This is a genomic window from Agrobacterium sp. A3-95 (genome assembly GCF_053521785.1).
Window position 1 is genome coordinate 568,372 of sequence record NZ_JBNWDR010000003.1, and the last position, 17,759, is coordinate 586,130.

General features: G+C 58.2%; 21 protein-coding genes and 3 tRNA genes. 10 read left to right on the forward strand and 14 right to left on the reverse strand.

What is annotated here, in order from left to right; translation table 11 throughout:
* The first annotated feature begins 87 nt into the window (after positions 1–87).
* Positions 88–163 (forward strand) — tRNA-Thr (locus ACQZ5Y_RS12115).
* A gap of 56 nt (positions 164–219) precedes the next feature.
* Here the strand turns inward: ACQZ5Y_RS12115 and ACQZ5Y_RS12120 are convergent.
* Positions 220–573, reverse strand: coding sequence for a nuclear transport factor 2 family protein (locus tag ACQZ5Y_RS12120; RefSeq protein WP_025593977.1), 354 nt, complete (start codon positions 571–573; stop codon positions 220–222).
* Between the two features lie 317 nt (positions 574–890).
* On the opposite strand from ACQZ5Y_RS12120, the gene ACQZ5Y_RS12125 reads away from it, so the two are divergent.
* Positions 891–1,493, forward strand: a complete 603-nt coding sequence (locus tag ACQZ5Y_RS12125) for a J domain-containing protein (protein WP_013636453.1) — start codon at positions 891–893, stop codon at positions 1,491–1,493.
* 19 nt (positions 1,494–1,512) lie between these two features.
* On the opposite strand, the gene ACQZ5Y_RS12130 is transcribed toward ACQZ5Y_RS12125, so the two are convergent.
* Together ACQZ5Y_RS12130 and ACQZ5Y_RS12135 are read right to left on the reverse strand one after the other, a co-directional pair.
* Positions 1,513–2,124 carry a DUF922 domain-containing Zn-dependent protease gene (locus tag ACQZ5Y_RS12130; RefSeq protein WP_026330788.1) on the reverse strand — a complete coding sequence of 204 codons (612 nt, stop codon included), beginning with the start codon at positions 2,122–2,124 and terminating at the stop codon, positions 1,513–1,515.
* Between the two features lie 157 nt (positions 2,125–2,281).
* Positions 2,282–2,737 (reverse strand): PRC-barrel domain-containing protein, encoded by a 456-nt coding sequence (locus ACQZ5Y_RS12135; RefSeq protein WP_003513045.1) that lies wholly within the window; start codon positions 2,735–2,737, stop codon positions 2,282–2,284.
* A gap of 140 nt (positions 2,738–2,877) precedes the next feature.
* On the opposite strand from ACQZ5Y_RS12135, the gene ACQZ5Y_RS12140 reads away from it, so the two are divergent.
* Positions 2,878–3,312, forward strand: coding sequence for a DUF1801 domain-containing protein (locus ACQZ5Y_RS12140; RefSeq protein WP_145166711.1), 435 nt, complete (start codon positions 2,878–2,880; stop codon positions 3,310–3,312).
* Between the two features lie 12 nt (positions 3,313–3,324).
* Here the strand turns inward: ACQZ5Y_RS12140 and ACQZ5Y_RS12145 are convergent, their stop codons facing one another.
* The gene (locus tag ACQZ5Y_RS12145) at positions 3,325–4,293 is read right to left on the reverse strand and encodes an alpha/beta hydrolase (protein ID WP_019565341.1); all 969 of its coding nucleotides are present in this window, start codon (positions 4,291–4,293) and stop codon (positions 3,325–3,327) included.
* Positions 4,294–4,324: 31 nt separating this feature from the next.
* A complete protein-coding gene (uvrB, locus tag ACQZ5Y_RS12150) occupies positions 4,325–7,306 on the reverse strand; it encodes an excinuclease ABC subunit UvrB (RefSeq protein WP_003513042.1) in 2,982 nt (993 codons plus the stop codon).
* A 241-nt stretch (positions 7,307–7,547) separates the two neighbouring features.
* Between uvrB and ACQZ5Y_RS12155 the strand changes: the two genes are divergently transcribed.
* Complete coding sequence (locus ACQZ5Y_RS12155; RefSeq protein ID WP_003513041.1) at positions 7,548–7,901, forward strand: DMT family protein; 354 nt, start codon at positions 7,548–7,550, stop codon at positions 7,899–7,901.
* A 61-nt stretch (positions 7,902–7,962) separates the two neighbouring features.
* On the opposite strand, the gene ACQZ5Y_RS12160 is transcribed toward ACQZ5Y_RS12155, so the two are convergent.
* Positions 7,963–8,346, reverse strand: a complete 384-nt coding sequence (locus tag ACQZ5Y_RS12160) for a winged helix-turn-helix transcriptional regulator (RefSeq protein ID WP_174049716.1) — start codon at positions 8,344–8,346, stop codon at positions 7,963–7,965.
* Between the two features lie 153 nt (positions 8,347–8,499).
* Between ACQZ5Y_RS12160 and ACQZ5Y_RS12165 the strand changes: the two genes are divergently transcribed.
* Positions 8,500–9,111, forward strand: coding sequence for an NAD(P)-dependent oxidoreductase (locus ACQZ5Y_RS12165; RefSeq protein ID WP_080798261.1), 612 nt, complete (start codon positions 8,500–8,502; stop codon positions 9,109–9,111).
* 12 nt (positions 9,112–9,123) lie between these two features.
* Positions 9,124–9,600, forward strand: coding sequence for a nuclear transport factor 2 family protein (locus ACQZ5Y_RS12170; RefSeq protein ID WP_174049714.1), 477 nt, complete (start codon positions 9,124–9,126; stop codon positions 9,598–9,600).
* 176 nt (positions 9,601–9,776) lie between these two features.
* Here the strand turns inward: ACQZ5Y_RS12170 and ACQZ5Y_RS12175 are convergent, their stop codons facing one another.
* The 5 genes from ACQZ5Y_RS12175 to rlmB all read right to left on the reverse strand — a co-directional run bounded on the left by ACQZ5Y_RS12175 (position 9,777) and on the right by rlmB (position 13,662).
* Positions 9,777–11,141 (reverse strand): PepSY-associated TM helix domain-containing protein, encoded by a 1,365-nt coding sequence (locus ACQZ5Y_RS12175; protein WP_080798266.1) that lies wholly within the window; start codon positions 11,139–11,141, stop codon positions 9,777–9,779.
* A 48-nt stretch (positions 11,142–11,189) separates the two neighbouring features.
* On the reverse strand, positions 11,190–11,606 hold the full coding sequence (locus ACQZ5Y_RS12180; RefSeq protein ID WP_003513036.1) for a DUF2946 family protein: 417 nt from the start codon (positions 11,604–11,606) through the stop codon (positions 11,190–11,192).
* A gap of 99 nt (positions 11,607–11,705) precedes the next feature.
* Positions 11,706–12,299 (reverse strand): hypothetical protein, encoded by a 594-nt coding sequence (locus ACQZ5Y_RS12185; RefSeq protein WP_003513035.1) that lies wholly within the window; start codon positions 12,297–12,299, stop codon positions 11,706–11,708.
* A 6-nt stretch (positions 12,300–12,305) separates the two neighbouring features.
* A complete protein-coding gene (locus ACQZ5Y_RS12190; RefSeq protein WP_003513034.1) occupies positions 12,306–12,698 on the reverse strand; it encodes an acyl-CoA thioesterase in 393 nt (130 codons plus the stop codon).
* Between the two features lie 76 nt (positions 12,699–12,774).
* Complete coding sequence (gene rlmB / locus ACQZ5Y_RS12195) at positions 12,775–13,662, reverse strand: 23S rRNA (guanosine(2251)-2'-O)-methyltransferase RlmB (RefSeq protein ID WP_019565346.1); 888 nt, start codon at positions 13,660–13,662, stop codon at positions 12,775–12,777.
* Positions 13,663–13,871: 209 nt separating this feature from the next.
* On the opposite strand from rlmB, the gene ACQZ5Y_RS12200 reads away from it, so the two are divergent.
* Both ACQZ5Y_RS12200 and ACQZ5Y_RS12205 read left to right on the forward strand, forming a co-directional pair.
* Positions 13,872–13,956 (forward strand) — tRNA-Tyr (locus ACQZ5Y_RS12200).
* A gap of 26 nt (positions 13,957–13,982) precedes the next feature.
* Positions 13,983–14,056, forward strand: a tRNA-Gly gene (locus ACQZ5Y_RS12205).
* Positions 14,057–14,126: 70 nt separating this feature from the next.
* Here ACQZ5Y_RS12205 and ACQZ5Y_RS12210 read toward each other — a convergent pair.
* Positions 14,127–14,321, reverse strand: a complete 195-nt coding sequence (locus ACQZ5Y_RS12210; RefSeq protein ID WP_013636443.1) for a hypothetical protein — start codon at positions 14,319–14,321, stop codon at positions 14,127–14,129.
* A gap of 119 nt (positions 14,322–14,440) precedes the next feature.
* Positions 14,441–14,767, reverse strand: coding sequence for a BA14K family protein (locus ACQZ5Y_RS12215; protein ID WP_174049712.1), 327 nt, complete (start codon positions 14,765–14,767; stop codon positions 14,441–14,443).
* A gap of 324 nt (positions 14,768–15,091) precedes the next feature.
* Between ACQZ5Y_RS12215 and ACQZ5Y_RS12220 the strand changes: the two genes are divergently transcribed.
* Positions 15,092–15,541, forward strand: a complete 450-nt coding sequence (locus ACQZ5Y_RS12220; protein WP_003513030.1) for a hypothetical protein — start codon at positions 15,092–15,094, stop codon at positions 15,539–15,541.
* Positions 15,542–16,595: 1,054 nt separating this feature from the next.
* Here ACQZ5Y_RS12220 and ACQZ5Y_RS12225 read toward each other — a convergent pair.
* On the reverse strand, positions 16,596–17,228 hold the full coding sequence (locus ACQZ5Y_RS12225) for a TerC family protein (RefSeq protein ID WP_003513029.1): 633 nt from the start codon (positions 17,226–17,228) through the stop codon (positions 16,596–16,598).
* Between the two features lie 432 nt (positions 17,229–17,660).
* On the opposite strand from ACQZ5Y_RS12225, the gene ACQZ5Y_RS12230 reads away from it, so the two are divergent.
* Positions 17,661–17,759: GTP-binding protein (locus tag ACQZ5Y_RS12230; protein WP_141681087.1), on the forward strand; the 99-nt coding region annotated here is incomplete at its 3' end.

A 17,759-nucleotide genomic window follows, 5' to 3' on the forward strand; every position in this document is an offset into this window, starting at 1 on the left:
GGTGTGGAAAAGAGGTCTCCCAACGGCGCGCAATCAATTTTTGCTTTACACGAAGTGAGAATCTGATAGTTGGCAAGGCACTGGATTGCCCTTGTAGCTCAGTTGGTAGAGCACCTGATTTGTAATCAGGGGGTCACGAGTTCGAACCTTGTCGGGGGCACCAGTATTTTCAATGGCTTGGCCATTTCCCCCGCTATTATTCCTGCATTCGCACAATGCCTATGGCTTGATGTGATATAGCTTGTGCACGATTGCCCAGTTGCCATCGCGCTCCAGCAAGGACAGGTATTCGCTAAAATCCATGCCGTCGAAACGGGTCGTCAGCTTCACGGACGCGCTGTCGCCTTCCTTGTCGATGCCGAGGATTTCGAAGACGGGGTCGTGATCGGGCAGGCCGCGTTCGCTTTTCCGTATCTGCTCGGCGAAGTCCTCCAGTGAGAGCCATTCCGTTTCACCCTGAAACGTCCCGACGATGCTGGCGCGCGGATCGAAAACATCACGCATCAGGCCCTCATCCGCATAGGCCATGGCGTGCACATAATCCGTCACTGTCTGGGTAATGGTTTGCGGCATCGGATCGTCCCTCCCTTCAGATCCAAAAGCCAAGCTTACACCCGTTGGAGCCGTTCCACCATAAGCACCGTAAAACCTGCGGGTTGCACGGTTTTCCGCATGGGTAGACAGCTTGGCCGGGCGTGTTTTGCCATGACTTTCCACAATTTTGTCCCGCCCGTGATTATAGTCGCCATGGGTCCGACAAATTTGAGGATCAAGGGCTTTTGCGCCGGCGCGGGGGTGCCGCGCGGGCGGAATTCGCTTATGATCTGTGCGCGAGCCGCACGGGGGTGGCGTATGGCATGCGGTAACAGTTTGCGTTTGAAGGTGTTTTAGTGATCGATCCCTATGTTTTGCTTGGCGTGGAGCGTGATGCCGACGAGGCGGCGATCAAGTCCGCTTACCGGAAGGTGGCGAAAGCCGCCCATCCCGACAGCGGGGGTGATACCGACCAATTCGCACGCCTGCAAACCGCTTACGAGCTTTTGAAGGATCCGGTGCGCCGCAAGGTGTTCGACGATACCGGTTACGATCCGCAGCTTGCCGATGCCAAGGACCTCAAAGGCCTGCTGATGCTGGAAACTCTGGTCAACGAATTCATTCTGGACGAGCGTGAGCCAGGCAGCTTCGACCCAGTGGCCGCCATGCGCCGCAAGCTGACCGACGATATCCTGAAAAGCCGCTTTCACATTCTGGAACTGGAGCGTCACCGCACGCGGGTGCGCAAACATATGGACCGGCTGGGCAGAAAGCCGGAGACCGATGTTTTGAGTTCCATGTTGCGTGCGCGCAGCCAGTCCATCGCCGAAGCCATCCGCAATGCGGAAGCGCAGATAGAGGCGATCGAGCAGGCCTATACGATGCTGGAAGGCTATTCCTACGAGCTGGAGAGCATACCGCTCTCCGAACCGCTGCTGAAAGGCGAGGCGGCGGAATAGCCGTTTCCCCCTAGAGTTCTCAGGGACCGTTGACGAGCGCCAGGATGAGCTGATGCACGCGGCCACCGGGCGAAAGCTCGTCCCGGTCGAAATCGCGTCCGCGCTGGCGTTGCTCGTTGGATAGCTCACCAAGCCGCTGTTGCAGGACAACGCGCACTTTCTGGCATTTCGGATCGTTTTCCGCTCTCAGACCGGTGCTGAATGTCTCGATCTTCTGCACCATGTCGAGAATGTGCTCGCCATGAACGCGCTCATGGGTTTCCACACCGGAAATGAAGGTTTTCCAGCTGGCGGCGACCGCGGGCGGCAATCTGGCCGGCGCTTTCGGCCAGGTATAGATGATTGTGAGATTGGGCTTGGCGGTGGCCAGTACGCAGGCACCGTCCGGTTGCGGACGATAATCGCGCCGCCATGTCAGCTTGAAGGTGGTGTGGGCGATGGCCTGCACACCGGCGGTCGGGCCGCGTTCGCCTATGGACTGGTAGAGCGCTCCGCCCGTATCACCGCTGATCGCATAGGTTTTTATCTGCTCGGCTGGTTTCCAGCCGGCTGACTGTGCTGACAGCGGAAGGGTGCTCAGCAATATCGTCATAGCGCTGATGGTGAGGGAAGAGAGAGTTTTGGCGGGCACGCATCGATCCTTGGTGTCTTGCGCGCCGAAGATAGGCGAGAGCTGGGCTGCTAGGCAAGCGCCGTGAGAGAGGGATTGTAGGATACTGCGCCGAAATTCCACACACGAAAAACCCCCGCGACGGATCGCGGGGGTCAAGCTTGCGACTGCAGGGGAATCAGTCGTCCAGCTTGTCGTAGTCGAGCTTCGGTGCGTTCTGCAGCGCTTCCTTGGTGGTATCGACATAGGCCTTCCAGGTGCCGTTGTCGTTGTGGACTGCAACCGAGGCCGGGTCGAGCACCACATAGCTCTTGTCGATGCCGAGAAAACCGCCGACGCTGGCAACGAGGCCGATCACCGATTTGCCATCGCCGATGACGACATCCTCGATTTCGCCGATGTTTTCGTTCTGGGCGTTATAGATATCCAGACCGTCGAGCTGGGAGGCGGTGAGGTCGGTTTTCTGGACATTGACGAACTTCAGCGGGCCGTTAGCCTTGGTGCCCATGGTGATGCCGGGACCGGACAAAGTCGCATCGGCGCCAACAGCAGGCGCAGTCGCAGCCGTCTGGGCAAAAGCCACGGAAGAGGAGAGGGCTGCTGCGGCAGCGAGAGCGATGACGTTGATTTTCATGATGTTTCTTCCCTTTGTATGCTGAACGTTTCGTTCGGGGAAGAAACGGTGAAGGCCGGATTTGGTTCCGCGTGGGAGCGCAGGAAATTTTGGTTTATGCTGGTAGCGGGAGCACTGGCACGCCAAATCCGGAGGACGTTATGGCAAAAAACACTGACAGCAAGGAAGCGGAGGAGAATGCACCGTCGGTTCTCATCGATCGAAAGATCGCGGAGCTTGGCGACTGGCGTGGCGAGACGCTTGCGCGCATCCGGGCGCTGATAAGGAAGGCCGATCCGGAGGTGACGGAGGAGGTTAAATGGCGCGGCGTGCCCGTCTGGGAGCATGCCGGTATCATCTGCACCGGCGAAACCTACAAGACAGCCGTGAAGATGACGTTTGCGAAGGGCGCGTCGCTTGAAGACCCGGCCGGCCTGTTCAATTCGAGCCTTGAGGGCAATACGCGGCGCGCCATCGACTTTCACGAGGGAGATGAGATCGACGAGGAGGCACTGGTGGCGCTGATCCGCGCGGCGGTGGCGTTAAATGTGGCGGGGAAGGCTGGAAAGAAACGCACGGGGAATAAGGCTGGGTAATCGAGTAGGCGGTCAATCCTTCGCAACGTCCGTTGCCTTGTCCCATTCCCCATCGATGAACTTCAGCGCGTCGATAATTGACACTTTCCACACTGACCAGACGTGATCGCCATCGGTGATCCGCAATTCGGATTTACGATTGTCGGCCTGAAGCGTTTCGTGCAGGGCGATGGCGCCGCGCCAGAGGAAGAAGCCGTCGTCGTCGCCAACTGTCAGATAGGTGGCCGGCAAGTCTTGGCTTTCGGCGACGTGCTGTGCAACAAGGGTGAAGACGTTCTTCTCATTGAAAAGTCTGGCATCGAAGGGCGTGCCGAAGGCGCCGGAGAAGTGATCGCCGGTGGAGGGCAGCACGATGCCGCTGGTGACGGTGGTGCGGTCGACGCGGTGGAAGAAGGCGCTGTCCTGAATGAGCTTGAGTTCCGCGGGCGTTTTGTCGAGATCGGAGGCGGGCACGTTCTGCCAGATCGCGCCGGACAGGCTGGCGACTGCGCCATAGAGGTCTTCGTGGCCATAAGCCAGATGCAATGCGCCGAAACCGCCCATGGACAGCCCGGCGATGGCACGCCCTTCGCGATCTTTTCGCACCGGCAGCGTTTTTTCCACTTGATGGCGCAGATCGCCAGTCAGGGCCGTCTCGTAATCGCCGGGACCACCGACAGCGGCCGAATCCACATACCAACTGTTTTTAACGCCTGGCATGATGACAACCAGCGGGCGGATGGCGCCAGCCGCAATCAGCGTGTCCAGCGTCTTTTCGATATTGCCGAGGTCTCGCCAGCTATTCTGGTCACCATCATGGCCGTGCAGGAGATAAAGCACCGGCCAGCCGTTTTCCGGCGGCGTGCCATCCGGTCGGTAGATGTTGACGGGCAGCGGTGCGTTCAGGGCGGCGCTGTGGAAGGTGGCGTCCTCAATCTGCCCGGCAAGGACTGGGCTTGAGAAAAAGACGAGGCATAAGGCCGCCAGATTTTTTCGATGCATGCGGTGTCTATCCAGATTGCGCTGTTGCGCGTCAGCGACCGGGACGGCCGGTCTTCCCCTTCGTCCGGCTTTTGCGCTTCTGTTCGCCGGCATCCTCATAGGAACCCGCTCCGATCTTGCCGCGCACGAGGGGGCGGGGATCGTCCTTGGTTCGCTCAGGTTGGCCTTCCATGAGCGGTGAGAAACGTTTGCCGGTTTCCGTCTCGGGTTTGCCGGGAACTTCGCCACGCACCGGCTTCTCGGTGCGGCCAACGGTCATCTCGTCCAGCGTGTTCCTGCGGAACAGCGGCTTGCCCGTGTCCGAGCCGGGACCCATTTCGTCCAGCGAAGGTTTGGCGAAGAGAGATTTTCCACTTTCGTTTGCGGAAGCGGCACCGTCCTCTGTCACGCCCGATATGTCTCCTGCAAGAGGGGAGATCGACCCGTTGCGAGCGCTCGTTTCTTTTTTCTTGCTTCTACCGCCACCCTCAAGCGATTTCGCCTCTTCCTTCGCCATCGGGTCGTCCATGACGGCGAGTTCGGTGGCCTTGAGGCGCTTGATTTCGTCTCGCAGGCGGGCGGCTTTTTCGAAGTCCAGATCGGCTGCGGCATCGCGCATGGATTTTTCCAGCGCGTTGAGATGGGACTGCAGATTGTTGCCGACCAGATGGCCGCCATCGGCGAAGCCTTTGCCGGAAACGCCTGAAATATCGGCCCTTACGTGATCACGCTCATAAACTGAATCAAGAATATCGGAGATCTTCGCCTTGACCGATTCCGGCGTGATGCCGTGTTCGGCGTTATAGGCCATCTGCTTTTCGCGGCGGCGGGAGGTTTCCTCCATCGCCCGCTTCATCGAGCCGGTGATATTGTCGGCATAGAGGATGACCTTGCCGTCGACGTTACGGGCGGCGCGGCCGATGGTCTGGATCAGTGAAGTTTCCGAACGCAGGAAGCCTTCCTTGTCGGCATCGAGGATCGCGACGAAACCGCATTCTGGAATATCGAGGCCTTCGCGCAGAAGGTTGATACCGACAAGCACGTCGAAGGCACCAAGGCGCAGGTCGCGGATGATCTCGATGCGTTCCAGCGTGTCGATATCCGAGTGCATGTAACGCACGCGAACGCCCTGTTCGTGCAAATATTCGGTCAGGTCTTCAGCCATGCGCTTGGTCAGCACGGTGCAGAGCGTGCGGTAACCCTTAGCGGCGGTCTCGCGAATTTCGCCGAGAACATCGTCTACCTGGCTGCGGGCGGAGCGCACCTCGACCGGCGGATCGATAAGTCCTGTCGGGCGGATGACCTGTTCGGCGAAGACGCCGCCTGCCTGTTCCATTTCCCACGAGCCAGGGGTGGCCGAAACCGCGACCGTCAGCGGCCGCATCGCATCCCATTCCTCAAAGCGCAACGGCCGGTTATCCATGCAGGAGGGAAGGCGGAAGCCATATTCGGCCAGCGTCGCCTTGCGCCTGAAGTCGCCGCGATACATGCCACCGATCTGGCTAACCGATACGTGGCTTTCGTCAATAAAAAGCAGCGCATTATCAGGGATATATTCAAACAGCGTCGGCGGCGGCTCACCGGGATTGCGGCCGGTGAGATAACGCGAATAGTTTTCGATACCGGCGCAGGAGCCGGTCGCCTCCAGCATTTCGATGTCGTAACGTGTGCGCTGTTCCAGCCGCTGGGCTTCCAGCAAGCGTCCCGCCTTTTCCAGCTCGGCGAGGCGGACCCTCAGCTCTTCCTTGATCGACTTGATCGCGCCGTTCAGCGTCGGGCGCGGGGTGACATAGTGCGAATTGGCGTAGATCTTGACGGATTGCAGATCGCCGGTTTTCTGGCCGGTCAGCGGGTCGAATTCGGTAATGGAATCGATTTCGTCGCCGAACATCGAGATGCGCCAGGCGGCATCCTCAAGGTGGGCAGGGAAGATTTCGATGGTATCGCCGCGCACGCGGAAGGAGCCGCGCTGGAAATCCATGTCGCGGCGCTTGTATTGCTGGGCCACAAGGTCGGCCAGAAGCTGGCGCTGGTCCAGCCGGTCGCCCACCTGCATCTGGAAGGTCATGGCGGTATAGGTTTCCACCGAGCCGATACCATAGATGCAGGAAACCGAAGCGACGATGATGCAGTCGTCGCGTTCCAGTAGCGATCGGGTCGCGGAGTGACGCATCCGGTCGATCTGTTCGTTGATCGAGGATTCCTTCTCGATGAAGGTGTCGGAGCGCGGCACATAGGCTTCCGGCTGATAATAATCGTAATATGAGACGAAGTACTCTACCGCATTGTCGGGGAAGAAGTTCTTGAACTCGGAATAGAGCTGTGCGGCCAGCGTCTTGTTGGGCGCAAGGATGACGGCCGGGCGCTGGGTTGCCTCGATCACCTTGGCCATGGTGAAGGTTTTGCCGGAGCCGGTGACGCCGAGCAGGACCTGGCTGCGCTCGCCGGAATTGATGCCTTCCACGAGATCGGCAATCGCCGTCGGCTGGTCGCCTGCCGGTTGATACTCCGAGTCCATGCGGATTGTAACGCCGCCTTCGGATTTCGGCGGACGGGCCGGCCGGTGCGGCGTCCACATCTTGCCGTCCTTGAACAGCGGATTGCCGCTCTCGATAAGCGCCGATAGTGCCTCGACGGTGGCGGTGACGGCACCCGGTGCGAGATTGGCCGCCTCCTCCAGGGAAACGTCCATGCCAGCCACGGGATTGAGACCGGCGGCGGCGCGGGTTTTCGGATCGCTCGACGCACCGATGGAAACGCCGCGCGCTGTCTTGGAAGCCGTGGTGTTTTTAGCCGTTTTGTTGGCCGCTTTTTCCGCTTCCTTGCGCGCTTCGATCTCGATCTTCTTGCGGTGCTTGCCAGCTTTCGAGGCGACTTCGCGCTGGGTTTCCACCGAGCCGGCTTCGGCTTCCGCCTCGAGCTGCTTTACCCAATCGGCAACGCTGCCGCTGAGCGGCGCGCCTTCGAACGACGATTGCGGAGCTTCCTCGAAGCCGGAATTCGAGGGTTTGGAATTTTTGGGTGATCTGGCCATGCGCGAAATATGGAGGGAGTCACGCGCAAAGGGAAGGGGAGGCCAAGAAAAAATGAGTACAAAAAGGAAACGAAGCGCGGGGAACAAAATTTGGCCGGATACGTTGCATAGCGGCCGAATACGCTTTGATAGAAACCGGTTCCGTTTCATACGGCGGTAAGTTAAAGCAAAGACAAAAATGACGGTTGCGTTTTCAAACTGCCTTTCGTGACATCCCTCCCTTCTTCATTCAGGAACAATCATGCCGTTCTCGATCAGCCCTGCCCACATCTGGCCTGTCCTGATGCTCATCGTCTCCAATGTTTTCATGACTTTCGCCTGGTATGGGCATCTCAAGCACAAGGGCAGCGCACTCTTCCTTGCGATTGTCGCAAGCTGGGGCATCGCTTTCTTCGAATACATGCTCGCAGTCCCCGCGAACCGCATGGGATCGGAGGTGTATTCGACCGCGCAGCTCAAGACCATTCAGGAAGTTATCACGCTTGCGGTCTTTGCTCTGTTCTCGGTCTTCTGGCTGAAGGAAAGCATCACGATCAACCACGTGATCGGTTTTGCGCTCATCGCTTTCGGCGCTTCCTTCATCTTCCGCTCCTGATCGCCACAGGGCCTTTCTATTGCCGTGGCGGACAGGTTTCGCCACGGCACGAGGAACGGTGTTACGAGCCCGTTCCACCATTGGCATAGTCCAACCGTGCCGTACAAATGCGGACGTGGTTCTCGTCCGCCCACTGCACCAGCAATTGCATCGGCACCAGAAACGAACGGCCGAGATTGGTCAGTTCGTATTCCACGCGCGGCGGCACCTGCGCATAGAGCGTGCGGCGAATGAAACCGTCTTCCTCCAGCCGTTTCAGCGTGCGTGACAACATCTGCTTGGAAATATCGTCGATCTTGCGGTTCAGTTCGTTGAAACGCAGAACCCCGCCCTGAAGCGCTTCCAGAACCAGCAGGCTCCATTGATCGCCGATGCGATCCAGCACGTCGCGGATGGGGCAGGGCTGGTCGAAGGTGAAGATTTCCTTGGTTTGCGTATCCGGCATTTTCCCTGCTCTTTCCATTTTCGTGCCCTTTCAGGTCATCGCCGTGTGACCTGATCAGCGTCGGCTGACTTCTTGCGGCCGGGGCTGCGATACCATAGCTTCCCCTAGCGGTCTATTATCTAGACCTACAACGATGCCTATAAAGGAAAAGCCATGGCTAAAATCGCGCTCATCGGAGCCTCCGGCAATGCCGGATCCCGTATTCTGAAGGAACTTTCCGACCGGGGGCACCAGGTGACGGCGATCGCCCGCAACCCTGAAAAGATCGCCAGCCTGCCGAACGTAGTGGCAAAAAAGGGCGATGTCTTCGATCAGGCAGGGCTTTCGGAACTGCTTAAGGGTCACGATGCCGTGATCAGCGCCGTGCACTTCACTGCGAGCGATCCGGTGACGCTGATCGAGGCCGTCCGTGCCTCGGGCGTTTCCCGTTATCTCGTCGTGGGTGGCGCTGGCAGCCTTGAAATTGCGCCAGGCCAGCGCGTGGTTGACCTGCCGGACTTCCCGGTCGCCTACAAGGCAGAGGCGACCAAGGGAGCCGAGTTTCTGGACCGTCTGAAAGGGGAAAAGCAGCTCGACTGGACTTTCCTGTCGCCATCGGCCGAATTTGTGCCGGGGGAAAGAACGGGCAAATTCCGTATCGGCAAGGACAGCCTTTTGAGCAACGAAGCTGGCAGCCGCATTTCTTTCGAGGATTACGCCATCGCGCTTGTCGATGAAATCGAAAAGCCGCAGCATTCCCGCCAGCGTTTCACCGTCGGTTACTGAGAGGTCTCATCCATGAATTTCATGACACGTCGTCTTGCCATCGCTGCTCTTGCCATCGCGCCCGCGCTGATGGCCGCGCCCGTTCTGGCGGAAACCGCCAAGCGCGATCTGGTTCAGGAAGAAGCCAACCGCAAGCTGGTGATCGATTTTTACGACACCGTCTTCAACAAGCACGAGGTGGCGAAGGGCGCTGCCGTCATCGTTGACAGCTACAAGCAGCACAATCCGATGGTGCCTGATGGCAAGAAGCCATTCGTCGACTATTTCACCGGCTTCTTCAAGGAAAACCCGCAGGCGAGATCCCGGATCGTGCGCAGCGCCACGGATGGAGATCTGGTTTATCTGCACATCCATTCCACGGATAAAGAGGGTGCGCGCGGAGCCGCCATCGTCGATATTTTCAGGGTCACCGACGGCAAGATCACCGAACATTGGGACGTGATCCAGCCGGTTCCGGAAAAGGCTGCAAACAAGAATACGATGTTCTAGAGCATTTCCAGTAAAAGTGCGTAGCGGTTTTACGTCCGGAAAATTCGTAGAAACAAACAGTTAGAGCACGTCAAACAATTCTGTTTAAACAGGACGTGCTCTAAGGCCAAGCTTCTGCCAACCGCCCGGAATTCAGAAGGACACGGCCGGGGGATATCTCCCGGCCGTGTTTTTTGTCAGGCAGCGCGTTGCTTTTCGCGGGACTGCACGATCAGATCGAGAACAAGCATCACCAGCAGGCTTGCGCCAACCAGCGGGAACAGGATGCCGCCGATGGCGAGCAGCGCCAGCAGGCCGCGCAAGACGCGTTTATCCTGCGGCAATGGTGGCACGCCGAGCGAACCTCTGGGGCGTCGTTTCCACCACATGATGCCGGCGGAAACGGCAAGCAGGACGATGCCGACACAGGCTGCCAGCAACACGATCTGGTTGGCGAGGCCGAATTGCTGGCCCATATGCACGTTGATCCCCCATTCCAGCGCCTTTCCAAGCGGACCGTAGTCGGAATAGCTCATGTCGATCAGCGGTTTGCCGCTATATTGATCGAGATGGACGACGCGCTGCTTTGAAAGGTCGTCGGGATAGACGGAGCCGCTATAGACGCCTGTCGGTTTGGTCGGCAGCACGACGGTATAACCAGAGGCAAGACCGAGCCCGTCGAAACGCGCGATGGCCGCATCTATTCCGATTGGTTGCCCGGTGGCGGATGCGGTGGATTCCGGGACTTTTGCCTGCTCCAGCGACCAGCTGGTCTTGGCCATGTGATCGAGATGTTCGCCAGACATTGGAACATCGGTCCGCACGCCTGCCGGATATCCGAAATTGCTGCCATTTGCCCATTCGTTGACCTTGGCGCCCCACACGCCCGACCAGGGCATTCCGGTGACTGCGAGAAATACGATGAAAAAGCCGACGAAAATGCCGGTGACGGCATGGGTATCGCGCCAGAAGACGCGTTTTTTCGGCGTGCCGCGCACGGTCAAGACACCGCCGCTCTGCTTCCTAGGCCACCACAGATAGATGCCGGTGGCGACGAGCAGGATGGACCAGCCGGCGGCGATCTCGATCAGATAGCGGGTATAGGCGCCGAAATATTTCAGGCTGTGGATGTAGCGGATCGTCCACATGATGGTGCCACGATCCGGCAGCGAACCGGCAACCTGCCCGGTATAGGTGTTGACGTAGACGGCGCGTTTCCCTTCGGCCGTACTGACGGTAATTTCCGTCGAGGCACCCGGATCGCCTGGCGTGGTGTATTTCACAGCAGTGCCGGGAACGGCCGCAACGGCTGCGGCGAGAATATCGGAGGGGAGTGCTTTCGGCACGTTCTGCGCCACTTCGATGCGCTTCAGGTCCGAATGAATGAAATTGTCGAATTCGTCCCGGAACAGATAGAGCGCACCGGTGACGGCCAGCGATATCAGAAAGGGCAGTACAAAAAGGCCAGCGTAGAAGTGCCAGCGCCATACGGCGCGGTACAGGTTGACGGACGAGGATTGCGCAGGCGCGCGCTCGCCCTCGAAAGAGGTCGTAACGGACATGGATGTCTCCGCAGAAAAGTTGATTTTCCGGCAGGGCCGGATCGCTCTTCACATTTGCAGAGAGGGAGGCGGTGCGCGTGGGCGCGATTCCAGATTGGGTGGTGGCGGCGGCAATGCCGTGTCGCGGTCGAGAAAGTCGACTTCGACGACCCGGACGATCCCGTCCGCACGCTCCACGGGAGTAACGGGAAGAGCGGCGATGGTAACGGAGGCCAGACGGCAGAGCGTGCCGCAGCAATTGTCGGCGAGCTTGCCCGCAGGGTTGGAGGCCGGGTTCGGTTTGCCCGAACCGCCTTCGGGCATGTGGCTGGAACAGATGATCTCACCGGTCGCCAGCGCGGCTGAGGCCATATTGCCGCTGGTCAGGCCATTCACGAGCCCTTGCAGGAGAAAAAGCAGGACCGCCAGCGTGGCGATGGCGCCAGCCGAACTTCTGTCCTGCATTATCCTGCGAATGAATCCCATTGCAGCGAAATGCCATATTTATCGGGCCGTGTCACCGCGACACGATGGCGAAAGACGAGGCCTGTTTTCAATTATCACCCGGCGTCGGGATGGGAATGTTCAGGCCAGCAGGTCGTAGGTCCGGAATATCCAGACTACCTGATAAATCAGGGCGAAAATGACGAGAAACCTGTGAAAGCGTCGGTTGCCGATGAAAGCTGCCAGTGTGAACAGAACAACGTAAATAGCTGTGCGGATGAGATATTCAGCGCCCAGCGAGGAGAGGTAGTCCTGTCCCTTCAGCAGCGTATCGCCGATATCCGTGACGAAAAGTGCGGCGAGAAACGCGAAGAACCAGCTTTTGCGGGAAAAAAAATAGTCCTCGTATCCCTTGTATTCCTTCATGTCTGAGGGGAACAGCAACACGCACAGGAAATAGAACAGCGAGCAGAACAGGATCAGGAACAGGAACGCGCCGAAGCCGAGGACGTGGCTGGTGGCGGAAAGCCGGTGTTCCCACCACCAGAAATGCACGAGCATCAGAAACAGGAACGCCACCCAGCCGATATGCAGGGGATAGATGCGCTCCTTCTTGGGATGCTGCACGAAACCGGCAAGGCCGGTCAGCAAGCGGGCGAGGCTGAGGCCGACCACCATGCCCATGACGGCGCGGATATGCGCATAGGCTTCCGCGGCGTTGACGGCGGCCTCCATCGCACCCTACTCCGTCGGAGGGATGGGCGTCGGCTGCCCGTTTTCGTCCATCGCCACCATGATAAAGGTTCCGGCAGTGACTTTTTCCAGCTTGTCGTAACGGGAGCGCTGCGCCCAGGCCTCGACCGTCAGCGTGATGGAGGTGCGGCCGAGCCGGGCGATATCGGTGTAGATGGACAGCGTGTCGCCGATCTTCACCGGCAACTCGAAAGCCATTTCCTTGACCGCCGCAGTGACCACGCGACAGCGGGACCGCTCCGCCGCGCGGATGCCGCTGGCCAAGTCCATCTGGGACATGACCCAGCCGCCGAAAATATCACCGGCCGGATTGGCGTCGGCCGGCATTGCGAGCGTCCGCAGCGTCAGCTCGCCGGTCGGTTTGATGGGCAGGTCGGTCATGTCGAGATTTGCTCCTTGCGAATGTCAAAGGCGCAGCATGCGTTGCGCTTTGTGATTTCGCAAGGAAGGGTAAGCGTCAGGACGACGCTTTGCCCAGAAATTGCTGCGTCGCATAAAGGGCGATGGCTGCCGCATTCGATACGTTGAGCGATTTGATCTCGCCCGGCATATCGAGACGGGCGAGCGCCGAAACGGTTTCGCGGGTCTTCTGGCGCAGACCCTTGCCTTCGGCTCCCAGTACCAGGGCGATCTTTGCGCCGTTGAAGGTTTGCTCGATGGGGGCGGGGCCTTCCGAATCCAGACCGACCGAGAAGAAGCCAAGCTTGTGCAGCTCGCCCAATGTATCGGCGAGGTTGGTGATCTGGATATAGGGAATGAGTTCCAGTGCGCCGGACGCAGACTTCGCAAGCACGCCTGACTCCGTCGGGCTATGGCGAATGGTGGTGATGACGGCGCCGGCATTGAAGGCGACCGCCGAGCGCATGATGGCGCCGACATTGTGCGGGTCGGTAACCTGATCGAGCACGAGGATCAACGGGCTTTTCTTCAGCGCGTCGAGTTTCTTGACCGGAAGCGGCCTGGTTTCCAGCATCACGCCCTGATGGATCGCCTCGGGGCCAAGCACCTTGTCGATATCCTGCGGTGAGACAATCTCTACCGGGAAGGGCTGCGCATCCGCTTCGCCGATATCCAGACGCGCAAAGGCATTCAGGGTAACCGACAGCTTGATGAGTTGCCGTTCGGGGTTGGAAAGCGCCGCACGCACGGTATGCAGGCCGTAAAGATGGACCTGATCCGGCGCAAGCTGCGGCGGCTTCCAGTCTTCCGCGCCACGATTCCGGCGCTTCGGCTGCTGCGGGGTCGGAATTTCGCCCCTCTCGCGTTTGGCATCGCGCACGGCACGGCGAAGGGTGGCGTAGTGTGTGTCGCGGGTGGATTTGTCGTTTGGATCGTCTTTGCTCATGGCGCCTTATATCTCCGGGACGCGACGCACACCAGCCCCCGCGATAATCCACAGGCCTGCAAAGAGGTTTGAATTTTTTCCCGAAAATTCGTGAAACGGCGTGTTGACAGAAGCGAACGAGGCCGTCATATACGCGCCACAGACGACGCAACGGCGCTTCGCCGGAGAGAAATCTGAAGAGCTTGGTTGCTCGATCCTAGCAGATAGCTGGAGGGATGCCCGAGTGGTTAAAGGGGACGGACTGTAAATCCGTTGGCTACGCCTACGTTGGTTCAAATCCAACTCCCTCCACCATTCTGCGCAGGATCAAAATCACCACCGCGGGTATAGCTCAATGGTAGAGCAGCAGCCTTCCAAGCTGAATACGCGGGTTCGATTCCCGCTACCCGCTCCAAAAATTCTCAAAAAGATCGATAATCTTTGGGTCGCGCCGATGTGCAGCCTCTAACCAGAGTTGGCTGTTTTCAGCTCGCCTCCAAGGCCGACTGAATCCGCATTTTCTCTGCGTCGAGCTCGCTTAACCTCACCATATGCGCCGTAATTTTCTCAAAGATCGAGGTGCGATCCGCTGTCGACAAGCGTTCAGTGTGGCGCAGGGCAGTAATGACCTCGATCAGATCAAGTCGCTCTTGCTCAAGTTTTTCAAGATTCCACATCATCGCGTTTCCTCGCTGGCACGCGCTTCAAACGGCCAACCCGGATAAAGGTTCAGGTCAATAGAATTTAAAGTAAATTTTATCTTATTGGCTGGGACGCGGTGCGCTGGAGCACGGCTGAATCAATTCGGTGAACGACATTGCGTCCGGATGCCGGCAGCAGCCATATAGCTGTTGTCGGTTGGATGGTATGATGCGTAACGCGCTGCACACCATTTTACGTGGTTTATTTCCGATTGTGAGAGGGCGTAACCATTGGATGACGCCTCTTCACCCTTGCCCGCGGCAAAGGCGGATGCGGGATAGCCGCGACCGTCGGAATTCTGCGCCTGCTCCTGCTGTTCGTAGGCCGGCTCTATGAGGCTCAGCGCACTGGCGGGCACGGTAAAAGCGGTAGATATTGCGACGCCAAGAGCGAGCGCGGAGATAGTCTTCGGCATCCTCAACATCGATAAATCCTCGTTATTCGTTCGAGATGCTAACGAAAATTAAGGAATTTCGTTCCGATGCAGGGTTGACGTCACACGAATACGTGATTCGTTGTGCGGTGCTTGCCGTCGTTCGCGTGGCAAGGCGGAGATGCCCCCGGCGGCTGGCTGATTGTGGATATCCATGGTCACTGTGTGATGCCGTCCTCACCGCGAAAACGCCACGCCCGATGAGCACATTTTGCTCCCCGCCAATTCGACTTTCAGTGCTTGTTGCACTGCTCGTTGACAAGCGGAAAGTCCGGTCGGATAGTCTGCCGGCAATCATGCACACGGGAGTCTTCGATGATCAACAGGGTTGTAATTCTCTCATCCTTAGCGCTGCTCGCATCGGCGGCGTTTGTCTCCCCCGCAGCGGCGCTCACCATGAAAGAGTGCAGCGTGAAATACCAGGCGGCGAAAGCCGACGGGTCCGCGAAGGACGTCAAGTGGAACGACTATCGCGCCAAGTTCTGCGGTAGCGATGCTGCTGCCGAAAGCGCTGCCGACGACAAGCAAGTTGCGGCTACCACCGACAAAGAACCCGAAAAGGCGACGATAAAGGCTCCGAAGAGCGTCGTATTTCCGAGCGCTGTCGATAAGAAATATTCAAGCGAGACTCCTGGCAAGGCCCGCCTGAAGACCTGCGTCGATTCTTATCGTAAGAACAAGGATGACGGCACGCTCGGCGATCTCAAGTGGATTCAGAAGGGTGGCGGTTACTGGAGCCTGTGCAATACGGCTTTGAAGAGCTGACGCGCTTTTTTGGGGCGGCGGCTGATCGCCGTTGCCCCAGCAATGACGCGTCATCAGACATCATACCGAAGGACTTAATTTGTCGATTCGGTTGACCGGAGCGTGTCTGAGCCACGTCCAGAACGACGTGCGGTTTTTCCTGTGCTCTGCAAATCCTGCGGCAAGCGTGGCCCAGCGTTTTCACGCTTACCGGCGGGTTGATATTCACATGGTCAGGCAACCCCGGTTTCGGGCGGGTAAAATCTGCGAATGGTTTGCGATTCAGCATCTTGATAGAAAGAGTTGATCTTGCGGCTTGATCCGCATCCAGCAATCAAACGGTTACGGCTGTCCCGTGGCGGCTGGCCGGCAATGTGGGCGGATGACCAGACGATTTCGAAACTACCTCGCCGTACTCGCCATATCACTACTGATGTGGACGTTGGTGCTTGGCGTCATTTATTGGCTGTTTCGATAGGTCTTGCCGCAGCTTCAGAGCCGAAATGAACCCGCTTGAATGCATATGTTTGGCGGCATAACCACGACATGCCTTCGCGGCTGATATTCGGCAAATCTTGCCAACAAAGAATGGACGTTGCCCCCGAAGGAGCGGCGGCAGGGCGGTTTTGGGAAACCTTGCCATGCCGCCGGTCAGCGTTGAATTGCGCGCAGCGCGTTCAGCCTAGAACGAGCGCTGTTAAGAGCGCCAGCAGGATTAGTGAGCTTGCAACAGCGCCCAGCTTCATCCTGCGAAGGCGGCGGGTGCGACCGCCGGTCCAGTCATAAGCCATTGGCAGCTTTACCTTTCTTTTTATTTTTATGACTTATTAACTAGCTCACTAGGCTTGCCCGTGGCTGACCTCAATTGCCAAAATCCATAGGCAAAAAATCACGATTTCCCTGTCTTATCCGAATGTTGCAGCGGACGCGGAGACCGATTCCCATGTGCGCCGATTTCACCTGCGCGTGCGCTTGCAATGCTGCGCAGGCAAGGGTGCATTTGTTTGGGTATGAAAAGAAAAGGCCCGGAAACTCTCGTTTCCAGGCCTTTCGGGACGAATATGTACTGCCAGTCTCAGCCGAAATAAGGCTTGATGTAGGGCAGGACTTCGATCACGCCGTGATATAGCATGTTGAGCGCCACATAGATGATGACCATCAGGCCAAGATACGAAATCCAGCGGTAGCGGTGCAGCAACTTGGCGACGAAATTGGCGGCCAGTCCCATGAGGGCGATCGAGACGACGAGACCGATAATCAGCACCGTGACATGGTCCTGCGCGGCACCGGCGACGGCAAGCACGTTGTCCAGCGACATGGACACATCGGCGATGACGATCTGGGTTGCGGCCTGAAAGAAGGTCTTGTGACCTTTGGTCAGGTCAGCCTCTTCGTCCGTCACCTCGTCTTCGATGGAGCCTGCGGCTTCGCGCAGTTCGGACCACATCTTCCAGCAAACCCAGGCAAGCAGAAGCCCGCCGAAGAGTTGAAGCCCGACAATGGAGAGAAGCTGCACGGTGACGGCGGCAAAGCCGATGCGCAATACGGTGGCGGCGATGATGCCGACCAGGATCGCCTTGCGGCGAAGGTGGGCGGGAAGACCGGCAGCGGCAAGGCCGATGACGATGGCATTGTCGCCTGCGAGAACGAGATCGATCGCAATGACTTGCATGAATGCCGTGAAGCCGGCGGCTGTGAAGATTTCCATTGAGCGGTCCTGAAACGGATGTAATTTCGCGCCGGAAAGCGCGGCTGATCAATATGTGGCATAGAGGTTTTGCGCCTGGGCGCATCGTCCCGCTCGCCCGTCTCCCCCCGGAGATGAAATTTCCTTAAGCCATGATGAGGGTCCAGGTAAAGAAGTTGTGATAAAGAAAAAGCTTATTTAACGATCCGATTGTGCCAAGAGGGGTACAGGGAGGGTCCCGTCCGTGCGTCCCGTCTGCCCGTCGCGTGGGAAAGCTGAGCCAGCTTTGAATATCGCGCGGAACGCACCATATATGCACCTTGAGGCGCGCCTTAGGCGTGCGCGACCGTGCTTTGACAATTAAGTCTTGCGCATTCGCTTACAAAGCCTTAAACGGCGACACCAAACCGGTTCGCCGGGAAAACTACTTCACGTTCACAGGAAGCAATTCACATGGCAAAGAGCAAGTTTGAGCGCAATAAGCCGCACGTCAACATTGGCACGATCGGTCACGTCGACCACGGCAAGACGTCGTTGACTGCTGCGATCACG

Bases quoted from the DNA above. Each gene is read 5' to 3' on its own strand.
- ACQZ5Y_RS12120 (WP_025593977.1), bottom strand. From the start codon at position 573: ATGCCGCAAACCATTACCCAGACAGTGACGGATTATGTGCACGCCATG.
- ACQZ5Y_RS12135 (WP_003513045.1), bottom strand. From the start codon at position 2,737: ATGAAAATCAACGTCATCGCTCTCGCTGCCGCAGCAGCCCTCTCCTCT.
- ACQZ5Y_RS12140 (WP_145166711.1), top strand. From the start codon at position 2,878: ATGGCAAAAAACACTGACAGCAAGGAAGCGGAGGAGAATGCACCGTCG.
- ACQZ5Y_RS12145 (WP_019565341.1), bottom strand. From the start codon at position 4,293: ATGCATCGAAAAAATCTGGCGGCCTTATGCCTCGTCTTTTTCTCAAGC.
- uvrB (WP_003513042.1), bottom strand. From the start codon at position 7,306: ATGGCCAGATCACCCAAAAATTCCAAACCCTCGAATTCCGGCTTCGAG.
- ACQZ5Y_RS12155 (WP_003513041.1), top strand. From the start codon at position 7,548: ATGCCGTTCTCGATCAGCCCTGCCCACATCTGGCCTGTCCTGATGCTC.
- ACQZ5Y_RS12160 (WP_174049716.1), bottom strand. From the start codon at position 8,346: ATGCCGGATACGCAAACCAAGGAAATCTTCACCTTCGACCAGCCCTGC.
- ACQZ5Y_RS12165 (WP_080798261.1), top strand. From the start codon at position 8,500: ATGGCTAAAATCGCGCTCATCGGAGCCTCCGGCAATGCCGGATCCCGT.
- ACQZ5Y_RS12170 (WP_174049714.1), top strand. From the start codon at position 9,124: ATGAATTTCATGACACGTCGTCTTGCCATCGCTGCTCTTGCCATCGCG.
- ACQZ5Y_RS12175 (WP_080798266.1), bottom strand. From the start codon at position 11,141: ATGTCCGTTACGACCTCTTTCGAGGGCGAGCGCGCGCCTGCGCAATCC.
- ACQZ5Y_RS12180 (WP_003513036.1), bottom strand. From the start codon at position 11,606: ATGGGATTCATTCGCAGGATAATGCAGGACAGAAGTTCGGCTGGCGCC.
- ACQZ5Y_RS12185 (WP_003513035.1), bottom strand. From the start codon at position 12,299: ATGGAGGCCGCCGTCAACGCCGCGGAAGCCTATGCGCATATCCGCGCC.
- ACQZ5Y_RS12190 (WP_003513034.1), bottom strand. From the start codon at position 12,698: ATGACCGACCTGCCCATCAAACCGACCGGCGAGCTGACGCTGCGGACG.
- rlmB (WP_019565346.1), bottom strand. From the start codon at position 13,662: ATGAGCAAAGACGATCCAAACGACAAATCCACCCGCGACACACACTAC.
- ACQZ5Y_RS12210 (WP_013636443.1), bottom strand. From the start codon at position 14,321: ATGATGTGGAATCTTGAAAAACTTGAGCAAGAGCGACTTGATCTGATC.
- ACQZ5Y_RS12215 (WP_174049712.1), bottom strand. From the start codon at position 14,767: ATGTTGAGGATGCCGAAGACTATCTCCGCGCTCGCTCTTGGCGTCGCA.
- ACQZ5Y_RS12220 (WP_003513030.1), top strand. From the start codon at position 15,092: ATGATCAACAGGGTTGTAATTCTCTCATCCTTAGCGCTGCTCGCATCG.
- ACQZ5Y_RS12225 (WP_003513029.1), bottom strand. From the start codon at position 17,228: ATGGAAATCTTCACAGCCGCCGGCTTCACGGCATTCATGCAAGTCATT.